Source organism: Methylobacterium sp. 1030 (assembly GCF_040544715.1).
In the GTDB taxonomy this organism is placed as follows: Bacteria; Pseudomonadota; Alphaproteobacteria; order Rhizobiales; family Beijerinckiaceae; genus Methylobacterium.
Window position 1 is genome coordinate 212,169 of record NZ_JBEPKM010000001.1, and the last position, 14,226, is coordinate 226,394.

11 protein-coding genes are annotated in these 14,226 nt (G+C 74.5%); 4 read left to right on the forward strand and 7 right to left on the reverse strand.

Annotated elements, in window-relative coordinates:
• Positions 1-52 precede the first annotated feature (52 nt).
• On the forward strand, positions 53-295 hold the full coding sequence (locus tag ABIC30_RS01005; protein WP_234081909.1) for a hypothetical protein: 243 nt from the start codon (positions 53-55) through the stop codon (positions 293-295).
• Positions 296-656: 361 nt separating this feature from the next.
• On the opposite strand, the gene ABIC30_RS01010 is transcribed toward ABIC30_RS01005, so the two are convergent.
• The 3 genes from ABIC30_RS01010 to ABIC30_RS01020 form a co-directional block, all read right to left on the reverse strand.
• Entirely contained in the window at positions 657-1,955 is a 1,299-nt protein-coding gene (locus tag ABIC30_RS01010; protein ID WP_234082951.1) for a DNA-packaging protein, read from the reverse strand.
• Entirely contained in the window at positions 1,930-2,592 is a 663-nt protein-coding gene (locus ABIC30_RS01015) for a helix-turn-helix domain-containing protein (protein WP_103984632.1), read from the reverse strand. The genes ABIC30_RS01010 and ABIC30_RS01015 overlap by 26 nt, the downstream gene beginning before the upstream one ends.
• Before the next feature lie 115 nt (positions 2,593-2,707).
• Positions 2,708-3,010: a DUF3761 domain-containing protein gene (locus tag ABIC30_RS01020; RefSeq protein ID WP_091676159.1), complete on the reverse strand. Its 303-nt coding sequence runs from the start codon at positions 3,008-3,010 to the stop codon at positions 2,708-2,710.
• Positions 3,011-3,369: 359 nt separating this feature from the next.
• Between ABIC30_RS01020 and ABIC30_RS01025 the strand changes: the two genes are divergently transcribed.
• Positions 3,370-4,461 (forward strand): sensor histidine kinase, encoded by a 1,092-nt coding sequence (locus ABIC30_RS01025; protein ID WP_026604585.1) that lies wholly within the window; start codon positions 3,370-3,372, stop codon positions 4,459-4,461.
• 80 nt (positions 4,462-4,541) lie between these two features.
• Entirely contained in the window at positions 4,542-4,970 is a 429-nt protein-coding gene (locus tag ABIC30_RS01030; RefSeq protein ID WP_020090933.1) for a SufE family protein, read from the forward strand.
• A 6-nt stretch (positions 4,971-4,976) separates the two neighbouring features.
• Here the strand turns inward: ABIC30_RS01030 and ABIC30_RS01035 are convergent, their stop codons facing one another.
• From ABIC30_RS01035 to ABIC30_RS01045, 3 genes are all read right to left on the reverse strand, one after another.
• On the reverse strand, positions 4,977-5,819 hold the full coding sequence (locus ABIC30_RS01035) for a DUF6456 domain-containing protein (RefSeq protein WP_419149861.1): 843 nt from the start codon (positions 5,817-5,819) through the stop codon (positions 4,977-4,979).
• A gap of 99 nt (positions 5,820-5,918) precedes the next feature.
• On the reverse strand, positions 5,919-6,146 hold the full coding sequence (locus ABIC30_RS01040) for a hypothetical protein (RefSeq protein ID WP_103984631.1): 228 nt from the start codon (positions 6,144-6,146) through the stop codon (positions 5,919-5,921).
• A 137-nt stretch (positions 6,147-6,283) separates the two neighbouring features.
• Positions 6,284-7,981, reverse strand: a complete 1,698-nt coding sequence (locus ABIC30_RS01045) for a porin (protein ID WP_026604586.1) — start codon at positions 7,979-7,981, stop codon at positions 6,284-6,286.
• A gap of 464 nt (positions 7,982-8,445) precedes the next feature.
• Here ABIC30_RS01045 and ABIC30_RS01050 point away from each other — a divergent pair, with 464 nt between their 5' ends.
• Positions 8,446-10,581 carry a S9 family peptidase gene (locus ABIC30_RS01050; protein ID WP_354453668.1) on the forward strand — a complete coding sequence of 712 codons (2,136 nt, stop codon included), beginning with the start codon at positions 8,446-8,448 and terminating at the stop codon, positions 10,579-10,581.
• Positions 10,582-10,677: 96 nt separating this feature from the next.
• On the opposite strand, the gene ABIC30_RS01055 is transcribed toward ABIC30_RS01050, so the two are convergent.
• Entirely contained in the window at positions 10,678-14,118 is a 3,441-nt protein-coding gene (locus ABIC30_RS01055; protein ID WP_020090938.1) for an AsmA family protein, read from the reverse strand.
• Between the last annotated feature and the right edge of the window lie 108 nt (positions 14,119-14,226).

The following is a 14,226-nucleotide window of genomic DNA, read 5'->3' on the forward strand; positions in this document are numbered from 1 at the left end:
CGGCGCCGACCTGTGCTAGACTGTCCGGACCGACGAACCGATGGAGGTTCCGATGGACAGGAAGCAGGCCCTCGAACTCGCGATCTTCGTCATCGCGCTCGTCCCCTTCCTCCGCTGCCTCATGCCCTCCGCGACGCGCTCCCGGGGGCCCCGCCGCTCCGGCTCCCTCAGCTACGATTCGGGCTCCGGCGGCGACGGCGGCGCGATCTTCGGCGATGGCGGCTGCCACGGCAGCGACGGCGGCAGCTGCGGCGACGGCGGCGGCGGCGGTGATGGCGGTGGCGGCGGCGATTGAGCGACCGCTCGGGCGTCCAGGAGCCCGGCACGCCCAGGAACCCGGCACGCCCAAGAACCCGGCATGCCGATGTGCCGGGGTCGGGCAGCGACGACGGTTCGGGAATCGGAGCCGGGCCGCGGCGCCCGGGAAGGACGGCGGGGATCAACCCGACAGATGCGCCCCTCAATCCGCCCGCCGTCGGCGCGCAATACGGAGAATTACGGTGGGGATTCCCAGCTCAGGACCGCGTGCCGTGGCCTGATCGCTACAGATTTGGCGCACGACATTGTGTATACAGCATGCAGTTCGTTCCAGAGACCACGAACCGACTCCGGCGCGCTTCACCCGAAGCGCGCCGAATTGTTTCCGGCGACCGCTGTCACAACCGCCGGATCCGGGGCTCGGCCCGGGGCTCCAGCATCAGGTGCGTGAGCGCCCAGACCAGGGCATCGAGACGGTCGGGCGAGGTCCCGCCGGACAGGCCGTCCGGACCGAAATCGCACAGCTCGTCCTCCAGCGCCGGGAAGGCGCCGACGTGGTGGACCAGCCCGCGGGCGTAGAGCAGCGAGACCGGCTCGGCGCGCAGGTACTTGCCCCGCGTGGCGTGGACCCGGGTCACCGGCACGGCGGGGTCGCACTGGCCCAGCACGGCGGCGGCCATCTCGCCGCCCTGGTTGACCTCGACCACGAGGGCGTCGGCCCGGAGCCGGTGGTAGAGCGCCAGCGCCGCGGCCGCCCAGGCCTGCGGGGTGGCGCGGGCGAGGCTCGCGTCGGCCAGCACGTAGGCGTGCCCGCCCGCGCGCCCGGCCGCCACGATCCCGCAGGCGTCCGAGCGCGCGCCCGAGGCGGCGGGGGGATCCACCGCCACGACGATCCGCCCGAGATCGGGCGCCGCGGCGAGGCGGCCGGCCTCCAGGGCCGCGCGCGTCCACAGGCCGTCGTCCCGGTCGGCGATGAGCTCGCCGTCGAGTTCCTGCCGGCCGAGCCGCGTGCCGGCGTAGCGCCCGACCACCTGCTGGAGGAAGTCGGGCGCGAGATGCGCGGCGTTGTCGTGGGTCCGGGCACGGCTCACCACCGTGCGCGGGTCGGCGAGCAGGCGGCGGATCAGCGGCACCGGCCGGGGCGTCGTCGTCACGAGGTTGCGCGGCCGGGCGCCGAGGCGCAGGCCGAACTGCAGCATGTCGAAGGCCACCTCGGGCCGGCGCCACTTGGCGGCCTCGTCGCACCACGCGGCGCCGAATTGCGGGCCGCGCAGCGCGTCGGGCTCCTCCGCCGAGAAGGCGAGCGCGACGGCGCCGTTGCTCCACTCCACCCGGCGGCGGCTCGGCGACCAGGCGGGCCGGGCCCGTCCCCGCGCCGGCAGGCCGAGGAGGCCGGAGGGTCCCTCGACCATCACGTCGCGCACGTCGAGATGGGTCTCGCCCACCAGGGCGATCCGCCCGACCGGCGCGCCCGCGAAGGCCGGGTCGCCGCGCGCGAGGGCGTCGACCCACTCGGCCCCGGTGCGGGTCTTGCCGCTGCCGCGGCCGCCGATCACCGCCCAGGTGGTCCAGGGCGCCGCGTCGGGCGGCGGCAGCTGGTCCGGCCGGGCCTGGTGCAGCCAGTCGCCCGCGAGCGCCCGGAGGAGGTCCGGCGGCAGCGTCTCGAGGAAGTCAGGCAGCCGCCCGGCCGCCGACAAAGCCAGCAACGCGTCGCGCGATCTCCGCGCGCAGGGCGGGCAGGTCGGGCTCGGTGTCGGGTTCGGTGTCGCGTCCGGTGCCATCGCCCCCCTCCCCCGCGGCGCCGCGCGCGCCCTCCGCATCCACCGTGTCGAGGAGCCGCTTGAGGCCGCCGAGGTCGCGCAGGATTCGGGCGGAGTCGCCCGCGCCCGCCCCGGCCCCGCTCAGAGCCGCGTCGAAGGCGGCGATCTGCCGGGCGATGTGGGCGCGCAGACGCGCCCGCAGGGTCGCCGGGTCGGCCGCGGGGTCGCCGCGCCCGGTGACCGCCGGCGGCAGGTCAGCCCCGAAGGCCGTGGCCATCATCGCCGGGTCGAGCCGGCCGAGACCGAGGATCTCGGTGACGTCGCCGGGATCGGCGCCAGGCGTGCACAGCAGGCGGATCAGGGCGGCCCGGCGCGCCGCCGGCCAGCGCCCCGTCAGGAGCCGCGGCCGGTGCTGCCGCGGCCTCGGCCAGCCGGCCCGGGCGTTCCAGGTGTGCACGGTCTTCGGGTGGACGCCGAGAAGGGCCGCGATCGCGTCGCACGTCAGGTCGGTCTCGCGCAGGAGCGTCAGGGCCTCGGCGCGGCTGTCCGCCCTGCTGGGAGGGGGTGGCCACATCGGGGTCTCTCCGCACACGTCTCGACCGTGCCTGGTTGATACCCCGGCAGCGCGCCGGTGTCAAGCGTTAATTCCTATTTCTCGACTGATCTAGGACTTAAGGCATCGTTCGGTCTCAGCCCGCCCAGTGCGCCACGCCGCCGTGACCCGAGCAGGTGCCTCGACGGGTGTGGCTGAAGCTCCACGTGCCGTCCCGGCACTTGGCCGTGGCGCCCGCGGGCTTCCTGCCGTCGAGGCTCTTGGCCGGCCGGTGGACGTCGGACCCGTCCCGGCTGCGGTAGTGGCCGTGGCGGTCGAGGTTCCGGTCGTCGGGCTCCGAGAACGGCCGGGCGACGGCGCCGCCCGACAGGCCGAGGAGGACGAGGCCGGCGAGCACCGGCCAGCGGGCGGCGTTCGTCGCGGTCGGGACAGGCAGCACGGCACCCTCAAGGTTGTATCATCTGCCAAGAGACACAACCGGATCGGGGCGTCACGAACTATCTGTGGTTATCCAGAAGCCAGCTACAGGTTGTGCGCGTGGGTCACGGGGTGCGCGCGGGCCGGACCTCGGCCGGGGTCGTCCGACCGGCTCTCCGCCGCGTCCGCGCGCCCGGTGCGGCCCCGCATGTCGGCGGGATGCTGAACGGGCTCGAAAGGTATTGCCGCTAATGTCCCGGTGAATGGCAGATCTGAACGCGGTTCAGGACCGGAACGGCCGTCCGGTCGACACGTTGACCGGCGCCATCCGCACGCAGGCGTCGCCTTTCACGCAGTTCGTCAGAGTGAATCGGGTACAGAATGGTCGGTGAGCCACCAGGGTCCGGCGCGGAAGACCCGCTGGGCAACGGCCCCGCGGGGGATCCTGGTCGGGGCCCGGCGCAGGGCACCGCGGAAGCCGCCGCCCTCAGCGACAGCTTCAGGCGATTCGCCGACGTGGTGCCGCTGATGATGTGGCGCTCGGACGAGGCCGGTCAGGCGATCCACCACAACGAGTGCTGGCTGGAATTCACCGGGCGCCCCCTGGAGGCGGAGCTCGGCCTGGGCTGGCGCAGCGGGCTGCATCCCGAGGATTTCGAGCGGCACGCCCGGATCGTCGCCGAGGCGTTCGAGGCGCGGGCGCCCTTCACCGTCGAGTTCCGCCTCCGGCGACACGACGGCGAGTACCGCTGGCTGCTCGACACCGCCCGCCCCCTCGTGGAGGACGGCCGGTTCCAGGGCTATCTCGGCTCCTGCTTCGACATCACCGACCGCAAGCACGCGGAGGAGCACATCGAGCACGCGCTGGCCGAGAAGGAGGCGCTGCTGGCCGAGGTCTACCACCGGGTCCGCAACAACCTCCAGGTGATGGTTAGCCTGATCGGCCTCTACGGGCGGGCGGCCCCCGACCCCTGCCGCGGCAGCTTCGAGGCGCTGGGCCAGCGGGTCCGGGCGATCGCGCTGGTGCAGCAGCACCTGCACGAGGCGCCGCACATCGCGTCGATCGACCTCAAGGACTACCTGCACCGCCTCGCCTCCGGGCTCGGGCAGCTCCGGCGGGCCGGGCGGATCGGCGTCCAGGTCGGCGGCTCGGGGAACGGTCTCGTGGAGCCGCGCACCGCCAACGCCCTGGGCATGATCGTCGCGGAGATCGTGGCCGAGTGCCTGGACGCCACCGCCGAGCACGTCGCCTGCGCCATCGCCATCGACATCGAGGCCGCCGCGCCGCTGCGCCTCTCGATCGTCTCGAAGGTGAGCGACACGGCCGAGTCGGGCCGACCGAACGTCCCGAAGCTCGGCCCCCGCCTCATCGCCGCCTACGCGGCCCAGGCGGAGATCAGCGTCGCGGGCGATGCCAGCCCGGGCGACCCCCTGTGGCTGACCCTGCCGGCGGCGCGCCCAGGCCCGCAATGAGCGCCCGCGGCGCCGGACCCCGTCGCCACAACGGCGCGGCCGGCCTATAGCGGCCCAGACCTTTCCGGACCCGGCCGAGCATGCTCCCTCCCATCGACACCATCATCGAGAATTTCGAGATCGTCGAAGACGACGACATGCGGCTCGAATACCTGATCGAGCTCGGCCGCGCCCTGCCGCCGATGCCCGAATCGGAGCGGACCGAGGCGAACCGCGTCCACGGCTGCGAGAGCCAGGTCTGGATCGACACGCGGGCGGAGCCGGCGGACGGCACGCCGCGCCTCGTCCTGCACGGCTTCAGCGACTCGTTCATCGTCCGCGGCTTCGTGGCGCTGATGATCGCGCTCTACACCGGCAAGACGCCCCAGGAGGCCGCCGAGACCGACGGCCTCGACCTGTTCCGGCAGCTCCGCTTCGGCGCCCACGTCACGTCGAAGCGCTCCAACGGCGTCCGGGCGATGGCGGAGCGCATCCACCGCGACGCGGTCCGGCTCGCCGCCGAGGCCTGAGCGGCCTCACCCGCGCCAGAGGCGCAGGCGGGCTCGGTCCGGACCGGTCGCCTCCCGCTCCAGCCCGTAATGCTCGGCCAGCCGCCCCAGGGCGATGCGGGCCACGACCTTGGCGGAGCGGGCCGGCCAGCGGCGCTCGGCCTCGATCCGCTCCAGGCCCTTCAGGAATCCGCAGAGGTCGATCAGCAGGCCCGAGAGGTCGCTCCCGACCGCGTCGAGGGCGCCGCGCACCCGCTGCCGGGCCGCGATCACGTGGTCGGCCGCGGAGGCCGGGTCGCGCGGGCCGCCGCCGTCGATCCGGGGCGCCCCGAGATCCGCGCCCATCCGCGGCAGCAGGGCGGCGGTGGTCATGTCCCGCCGCAGCCGCTCCCCGGCCTCGAAGGCGGCCGCGTCGATGAGCGGCGCGCCGTCCCGGTCGCGCCGCCGCACCATCCAGGCCAGGGGGTTCTCGGCAGCGTTGCGCAGGGTCGGCCCGGCGCCGCCCTCCACGACGGCGAGGTCGCGGTGCTGGTCCGCGAAGGCCAAGTCGCCCGGCCGGGCCTCCCGGCGCAGGCGCGCCCGCCCGGCCTCGCTGATCGTCAGGCGCGTGCCGGCCGCGTTCCACGTCGCCAGATCGGCCGCCGCCAGGGCGCGCCCGGAGGCGGCCGCGAAGCGGCCGCTCCCCACCGAGATCCCGTCGCCGCCGCGCCGGGCGACCAGCGCGTCCTCGACCAGGGGGTCGGGCCGCGCGTAGGCGCCGGGCTCCCCGAGCCGCGCCAGCAGGCGCCCCGCCTCCGACGGGAGATCCCCCGGAGCGGCGCCGCGGCGACGCGTCCCCGCGGAGGCGGAACGGCCGCTCTTCACTCGCATGTTCATGTTTTGTTCCGTGTGTGCGACGACGGACGTGCGAAGCCTCCAGTTTCTCAGGAAAAATCAGAAGGTCAAGGCTTTTTTACCTACAACCCACAGCTATCTAGCGACGGCCGCGCGCGTCGGCGGCCGGTGCAGGATGTCGGCGATCTCACCCTCCGACTTGCCGCGGACTTCGTAGCCCATCGCCTCGAACCGGTCGATCAGCGCGGCGCTCTCGGTGGCGGAGCGCGCCGCCCAGGCGGCGAGGATGTCGTTCACCCGCTCCAGGTCCGCGGCGGGGTGATCGTCCTGCGGATCCGGCTGCGGATCGGGGGTCGCGTCCATGTCGGCACCTCGGGATCGAACCGGCGACCGTGGTCGAAGCCACGGCCCGCGGTTCAACGCCCCAGGCCGGAACCGGCTCCCGGCCGAGCCGGCATCGCCGCCAGCCCTCTTGGATCACCCCGGATCCGCAGCCGCCCTCAGAAGTCCCGCTGCACGCGCGCGCGCACCTGGATGACGTCGACGTGGCGGGCGGTCGAGACCGGGTTGGCGAGGTTGTTGACGTAGGCCGCGTTCTGGTTGGGATACCGGCCCAGGTCGAGGATGCGGCCGCTCTGCGGCCCGTAGCGCGTGTAGATCGCCTCGACGCCGATATCGAACTCCTTCACCGGCGACCAGATCAGGTTGCCGCCGACCACGAAGCGGTAGCTGTCCCGCAGGACCTGGCTCAGGTCGAAGAACCGCGTGCCGGGGGTGCCCGGCCCGGTCCCGGTCACGCCGAAATAGGCGCCCTGCGCCGCGCGGGCGCCGCGGGCGAAGCTCAGGGCGCCGTAGGAGCCGAAGAAGGCGGAGCGGACCGCGGGCGTCCAGTAGTGCAGCATCGCCGCCGTGAACGAGTAGCTCGTCGACAGCTCCAGGCGCTGCGTGAAGGGGTTGATCACGCCGTCGCTGAAGAACTGGGAGAAGGCCGCCCCCTGCACCGCGGTGGCCGATTGCGCCCAGGGGCCGTTATAGGCCGGCAGGCCGGTATACAGGGCGGTGCCCTCCCCGTAGGCGCCCTGCAGGTAGAGCGTGTCGCCGGTCGCTATCGCTGGCAGGTTGATCTTCACGCCCCCCTGCACGGCCCAGCCGAGGGCGGAGGCCGCGCCGCCCGGGGTGCGGTTGTTGCCCACCGAGACGGGCGCCCCCAGGTTGGTGCCGGCGAACGAGACGCTGCTGAGCAGGCCGTGGTTGACCTCGTGCACGGCCCCCGAGAGCTGCGCGGAGCCCCAGGACTGGTCGGAGCGCAGGACGCCGACGATGTCGGGCATGCGGCTGCGCTGGACCGTGTCCACGAAGCCCACCCCGGTCGGGCGGCCGGCGGCGTCGTAGCCGACGAAGACCGGGGCGACGGGGTTCCCGGGCGAGAGGATCGCGCCGGGATTCGGGAACGCCGAGGCCGCGGCGTTCTGGGACGCGTAGACCGGCGTGCGGCGGAATACCGGGTCCTCCATCGACAGCGAGGCGGACAGGCCCTTGCCTAGCGTCGCCGTGTAGGCGGCGAGGTTGGTCGAGGGATTGTCCGAGCCGATGGAGGCGACGATGAACTCGAAGTCGTGAGCGTAGAAATCGAAGAACGAGGAGGCGCGGCCGGCGGTGATGCCGGCGAACTGGATGAAGGCCTTGTCGACGTTGAACTGCTGCTGGGCCCGCCCGAACTGGTCGACGCCCAGGGCCGGGAAGGCGCCGCCGATCCGGTTCAGCGCGCCGGCATGCATGGTGGCGAAACCGGTCCGGCTCCCGGCGTCGAGGCGGAGGAAGGCGCGCAGGGTGCCGTAGGACGTCTGGGACCGGGCGTCGAGGTTGATCCGGAGGCGGCCCTGGTAGCCGCTGTAATCCCCCGGGGTGGCGGTCGCACTCCCCGAACGGCTGTAGGAAGGTTGGTAGGCGTACTCGTAGCGCGCGCGGCCGGAGAGGCGCAGGCAGGTATCGGTGCCGGGGATGAAGAAGAAGGCCTGGCCGTAGGCCGAGCAGATCCGCACGTGCTCGATGAGCTGCGATTTTCGCCGATCGGGAAGTTCCGCCGCCTCCGCCGGCAGACTCAGCAACCCCGCAACACCCGCCAGTACGCCCGTTGTCCCCCGCTTCGCACGATGTTTCCGGTACTCCGCACACACAACATGCATCGAATCGGCCATTCCACCATCCGCAAGTCCCCCTTCATGTCGGACGGATCGCGGAGCCGGATAATCCCAGAGCGATTTTCTCGGGCCTGTGCTCGGCTCGACTTGTCAGGATCTGTGGCGCACCCGCGGCGTTCCGGTGCCGCGTTGAGGCCGAAATCGGCCGCTGCGCCAAGTCCCTGGCGGGTTCGGGACCTTCGCCGAGACCGCACGATCGGGCCGCCCCGGCGCGGCTCCAGACGCCGCTCCGGCGCGGAACCGCGCCGGCGGATCGCGTCGTCGGCCGGACCGTTTCCCGCGCCACCGATGCCGGAAAGCAACGGATCGGCCCCGGTCCCGTGGCCGCGCCGTCCCGGCCGGCGATACGCGCCGCCCGCCCCGGCCGCGCCCCCGGACGCCTTGCATCCGCGCGCCCGGCGGGACACATCCCCTCACCCGGACGCGACACCCGCGCGCGACGGGACCCGACGGGAGAGACGATGACGGAGATCGGCCACGGCTTGCTCGCTCACAGGACCGGCGCGCCGGTGGCCGAGGCCCGGCCGCGACGCTTCAGCGTCCACGGGCAGGAGATCACCGACGACTACGCGTGGCTGAAGGCCGAGAACTGGCAGACGGTCCTGAAGGACCCGGCCGCGCTGCCGGAGGACATCGCCGCCTACCTGAACGCCGAGAACGCCTTCGCCGAGGCGGCGCTCGCCGGGAGCGCGGAGCTCCGGCGGCAGCTCGTCGCCGAGATGCGCGGGCGGATCCAGGAGGACGAGAGCGGCGTCCCCGAGCCGGACGGGCCCTTCGCCTACTACACCCGCCACCGCGAGGGCGGGCAGCACCCGCTGATCTGCCGGCGGCCGGCCACATCACCCGACGTGCCCGAGTCGGGCTTGGACCCGGACGAGACGATCCTCATCGACGGCGACCGCGAGGGTGAGGGCCTGCCGTTCTTCGAGATCGCCGCCGCGGTGCATTCCGACGACCACGCCCGGCTCGCCTGGAGCGCCGACACCAAGGGCTCGGAACTCTACACGATCCGGGTGCGCGACGTCGCCACCGGCCTCGATCTCGACGACCGGGTCGAGGCGACCTCCGGCGAGGCGGTCTGGGCCGCGGACGGCGCGAGCTTCTGGTACGTGGCGGTGGACGCCAACCACCGCCCCGCCAAGGTGATGCGCCACCGCGTCGGCACGGGGCAGAGCGAGGACGAGACCGTCTACACGGAGGCCGATGCCGGCTACTTCGTCCACATCGGCAAGACGCAGTCCGGCGCCTTCCTCGACGTGACGGTGAGCGACCACGAGACCTCCGAGGTCCGGCTGCTCGACCGGCACGCGGAAGACGCCCCCCTGCGCCTCGTCGAGCCGCGCACGCCGCTGCTGATCTACGGCGTCGAGCACCGCGGCGACCGCCTGTTCATCCGCACCAACGCGGACGGCGCCGAGGACTTCAAGATCGTCACCGCGCCGCTCGACGATCCGGGCCGCGCCAACTGGACCGACCTCGTGCCGCACCGGCCCGGGGTGATGATCCGCCACCTGCACCTGCTGGCCGGCCACCTGGTCCGGCTGGAGATCGAGAACGCCAAGCCGCGGATCGTCGTGAGAGACCTCGCTGACGGCACCGAGCACAGCGTCGCCTTCGCCGAGGAGGCCTACTCCCTCGGCCTGCGGGCCGGGCTCGCCTTCGACACGGCCACGATCCGCTTCGTCTACTCGTCGATGACGACCCCGTCGGAGACCTGGGACTACGACTGCGCGGCCCGCACCCGGCTCCTGCGCAAGCGGCAGGCGGTGCCGAGCGGGCACGACCCGGCCGCCTACGTGACCCGGCGGCTCTTCGTCACCGCGCCCGACGGCGAGCAGGTGCCGATCTCGCTGCTGCACCGGCGGGACCTCGCCCTCGACGGCAGCGCGCCGCTGCTGCTCTACGGCTACGGCTCCTACGGCACGCTGATGCCGGCGGCGTTCCGCACGAACCTGCTGAGCCTCGTCGACCGCGGCTTCGTCTACGCCATCGCGCATATCCGCGGCGGCACCGAGAAGGGCTGGCGCTGGTACCTCGACGGCAAGCGCGAGAAGAAGCCCAACACCTTCACGGACTTCATCGCCTGCGCCCGCGCCCTGATCGCGGCGCGCTACACCGCCGAGAAACGCATCGTCGCCCATGGCGGGTCGGCGGGCGGGATGCTGATGGGGGCTGTGGCCAACCTCGCGCCCGAGCTGTTCGCCGGCATCGTCGCCGACGTGCCCTTCGTCGACGTGCTCAACACCATGCTCGACGCGGAGCTGCCGCTGACGCCGCCGGAATGGCCCGAATGGGGCAACCCGGGCGAGAGCGAGGCCGCCTTCCGGACGATCCTGTCCTACTCGCCCTACGACAACGTCGCCGCCAAGGACTACCCGGCGATCCTGGCGCTCGGCGGGCTGACCGACCCGCGGGTGACCTACTGGGAGCCGGCCAAGTGGGTCGCGCGGCTGCGCGCCACCATGACGGGCGGCGGGCCGGTGCTCCTGCGGATCAACATGGAGGCCGGCCACGGCGGCGCCGCCGGCCGGTTCGACCGGCTGGAGGAGGTGGCGCTGATCTACGCCTTCGCGCTCATGGCGGTGGGGAAGGCGTAGAGCCGCCGCCCGTGCGGGCGCGGCGCTCCAAGGGGTGCTGCGCCTGAGGCCGTCACGCTGGCCAGCCCCACCCCCGCCCTCAGGACGCGGCCGGCCTCACGGCCGGGCCTCGGCCGGCGCCGGTGGCTGGGCAGCACCCTCCTCCGGGTTGCGCGGCCGCCTCGCCGCCTCCTCGGCGGCCTTGTCGGCGGCAGTCCTGTCCGCAGCGGCCTTCTCGGCCGCGGCCTTGAGGGCCGCCGCGCGGGCCCGATCCATCTCGATCCGGGCGCGGCGGCGCTGCCGCTCCACCTGGTCGGCCTCGGTCAGCTCGATCGTCTCCAGCTCGCGCTGCAGCACGAAGGCCGCGAGGCCGTTCGACAGGGTGCCGACGTCGAGCACCCGCTCGGGCGCGCCGAGCGGCCCGGTCAGGCCGAACTGGACCGCGGGCGGCCCGGCATTCCAGCCGCGGGGCACCGGGCCGCCCGCGAGCGTGCCGCGGGCGTCGAGGCGCCCGGCGCGCAGGTCGTAGCCGACGGTGCCGACCCAGCGGGCCGGCCCGAGATCGAGGTCGAACGGCCCGGCCCGCAGCACGCCCCCCACGATCGTGGCGGCGGCCCGGGCGGATCCGCGCGCCTGCGCGCCGCCCCGGGCGAGTTCCTCGGTGACGAGCGCCTGGAGCCGGCCCTCGCGGAGCGGGTCGTCCATCTCGGCCGCGCGGGCGAGAGCGCGGCCGAGCGCCGCGGGATCGGCCGCGGGCAGGCTCAGGTCCGTCAGGGTGAGCGCGCCGCTGCCCGAGAGGCTGTCGGCGAGGCCCGGCAGGGTCTCGGCCGTGGCGGCGAAGCGCAGGTCGGCACTCAGGCGGCCGCCGAACGGGCCGCCGGCCAGGGTGGGGAGCGCCGCGCCGTCGAGGCTGCCCGAGCCCGAGACCGAGGCGCCGGCCCCGAGCCGGGCGATCGTCACCGAGCCCGCGAGGCGGCCGCCGGCGAGCTTGCCGGTCAGGTCGCGCAGGGTCAGGCCCGCGTCGGCGAGGCCGAGGGCAGCGGTCGCGTCGGTGGCGACGAGGCCGCGGCCGAGATCCAGGCTGGCCACGCGGGCGTCGAGCGACAGGGCCGGGTGGGCGGTCGGCGGGCCGAACGCGCCGTTCGCCCCCGGCGGGATCACCAGGGCGGCCGCGAGCTGCGGGATCGACAGCCGGTCGAGGGCGAGGCGGCCGTGCAGGGCACCGCCTGCCGACCGCAGCAGCGTCCCGTTCACCCCCGCGCCCGCGACCGTGCCGGCGAGCGCGGCGGCGGCCTCGCCCTGCTGCCGCGACAGCGTGACGGTGAGGTCGGCCGGCCACGCGCCCGGTGCCAGGGTCGCGGCGCCGGCCAGCGTCAGGAACGGCGCCAGATCGGCCGTCTCGCCGCGGAGCGTGCCGCCGGTGGGGACGAAGTCGGGACCGACCAGGATCGGGCGGCCCGTGGCGAGGCGCAGGCCCGCGACCGTGCCGCTCGCCGTCAGGGCAAGGGACTGGCCGTCCGGCCGCTCGGCGGTCAGCCGAAGCTCGGCAGGTTGCTGCAGGCCGGCGAGGTCGGCGCGGCCGAACCACGGTCCGGCCCGCGGCGCCGTGAGGGTGGCGGTGCCGCCCTCGATCCGCGTGCCACGGCTCGCGAGCGTCAGGTCGAGGGTGCCGCCGCCGGCGCTGCCCCGGGCCTGGGTCCGCAGGGCCGCGGCCGCGCCGCCCTCCCGGTCGAGGGTGACGGCGAGGTCGAGGGGCGCGTCCCGCAGGAAGGCGGGCAGCAGGCGGATCTCGCCCACCCAGACCCGCTCGAGCAGGCCAAGCAGCGGCGCCGCCGCCGGCGCCTTGAGGCGCCCGGAGACGCGGCCGGTCCCGTCCGCGCCGATCTGACCGGACAGCCGGGCGCTGGCGCCGGCGAGGTCGGTGACGTCGAGGCTGTCGACCGCCAGGCCGGCGCCGTCCGACTGGATCCGCGCCGCGATCGTGCCGGTACCGGAGCCCGCGGTGCCGAACCGGACGTCCTTCGCCTCGAGCGTCAGGGCGAGGTCGGTGTCGCGCAGGGTGCCGAGGGTCGTCCCGAGGGGCGGCAGGCCGGCGATGTCGAGGCCGGTGGCGCGGATCTGGGCCTCGAACCGCCCGCGCTCGGCGCCCTCGGCGGCGGTGTAGCGGGCGTTCCCGGTGATCCGCGCCGGCCCGAGGCCGAGGCGCATGTTGCGCAGGGATAGGCCGGTCCCGGCGGCCGACAGGTCGGCGGCGGCCTCGATCTTCCGCCCGTCGAGGAGCGCGACGAGCGGCCCCTCGGCGCCGAGGCGGCGCAGGTAGCGGCCGAGCGCCTCCGAGTCGGGGGCGGCGAGCGCCACCGGGCCGGAGAAGCGCAGCGGCGCCGTCTCGACCTGCCCGCTCGCCGTGACGGTGGACTCGGCCGGGCCGGTCACCGCGAAGCGGCGCAGCAGCAGGCCGCCGGCCCGCTCCAGGGTGCCGGTGAGGGCGAGGTTCGACCATTCCTCGCCGCCCAGCACGGCGCTGCCCACCGTGAGGTCGAGGTCGAGCATCGCCGGCAGGCTGCCCGTCGAGCGCGGCAGGCCGCGGGCGATCAGGTTCTGCCCCTCCGCCGAGGCCAGGAAGGCGTCGAGGTCGAGGCGGCGGGCGTCCAGGGTCAGGCCGGCGCGCCACTGGCGCAGGTCGAGCCGTCCGGTGCCGCCGAGCCGCAGGGCCCGGCCGCCGGGGTCGATGGCGAGGTCGACGGCCTCGAAGCGCACCTGCGTGCCCCGGGCCTTGAAGGTGCCGGCCAGCGAGAACGGCAGGTAGGCGCCGGCCGCCTGGGTCGGCGGCCCGACGACGAGGCGGGCGGAGCCCTCGGCCTCGACCTGGGCGCCGCCGGATTCGGCGGGGACGAGGCCGAACCGCGCGTCCGCCTCGAAGCGCGGCGTCGCGTCGCCGCCGCCGGAGATCTTGGCGGCGAGGCGCCCGTCCGGTCCCGGCGTGCCGCTGACCGCCCGGAACGGGACGCCGCCGCTCGTCCCCTCGATCCGCCAGGGCCCGACCAGGGCCGGCGCCTGCAGGCGCAGGTCCTGGACGTAGAGCTGGTCGGTCCGCCCGGTGGCGGGGACCTGCGTGGTGACGAGGAACTGCTGGATGTGCAGGTTCTCGATGGCGAGGTCGCGGTCGCGCAGGGCCCCGCCGAAATCGGGCGGCAGCTTCAGCGTGTCCGGGCCGGCGACCGGGAGCTTGATCTCGGCCCGGCCGATCCGGGTCTCGGTGAAGCGGAACTCGCCCTTGAGGAGCGGCGCCAGGGCGATCTCGGCCTTGACGAACCGGGCATCGAGGCTGGGGCGGTCCGGATCGGCGCCGAGGTGGAGGCGGTCGACGCGCAGCCGCGGCGACGGCAGCAGGCGGACCTCGATCCGGCCGTCGGTCCGGACCGGAACGCCCAGGGACCGGGCGAGCGCCCGCTCGACGAGCCCGCGATGGGCCTGCCAGTCGACGAAGGGCGGGACCGCGAGCGCCGCCACGAGAACCAGGATGACGGCGCACGCCAGCGCGGTCAGAAGATCACGCAATGGTCCCGTTCCGCACCATCTCTGCGCGAGGCCGCGACCTCACCGGGCCGCCGTGCCCCGCGTGCCCCCGCGAGTCAGTCGCCACGGCCATAGCACGATAAGCCGCCG

Excerpts from the sequence above, each read along its gene's own strand:
- ABIC30_RS01040 (WP_103984631.1), bottom strand. The coding sequence starts at position 6,146 with ATGGACGCGACCCCCGATCCGCAGCCGGATCCGCAGGACGATCACCCC.
- ABIC30_RS01035 (WP_419149861.1), bottom strand. The coding sequence starts at position 5,819 with ATGCGAGTGAAGAGCGGCCGTTCCGCCTCCGCGGGGACGCGTCGCCGC.
- ABIC30_RS01005 (WP_234081909.1), top strand. The coding sequence starts at position 53 with ATGGACAGGAAGCAGGCCCTCGAACTCGCGATCTTCGTCATCGCGCTC.
- ABIC30_RS01030 (WP_020090933.1), top strand. The coding sequence starts at position 4,542 with ATGCTCCCTCCCATCGACACCATCATCGAGAATTTCGAGATCGTCGAA.
- ABIC30_RS01015 (WP_103984632.1), bottom strand. The coding sequence starts at position 2,592 with ATGTGGCCACCCCCTCCCAGCAGGGCGGACAGCCGCGCCGAGGCCCTG.
- ABIC30_RS01045 (WP_026604586.1), bottom strand. The coding sequence starts at position 7,981 with ATGGCCGATTCGATGCATGTTGTGTGTGCGGAGTACCGGAAACATCGT.
- ABIC30_RS01050 (WP_354453668.1), top strand. The coding sequence starts at position 8,446 with ATGACGGAGATCGGCCACGGCTTGCTCGCTCACAGGACCGGCGCGCCG.
- ABIC30_RS01025 (WP_026604585.1), top strand. The coding sequence starts at position 3,370 with ATGGTCGGTGAGCCACCAGGGTCCGGCGCGGAAGACCCGCTGGGCAAC.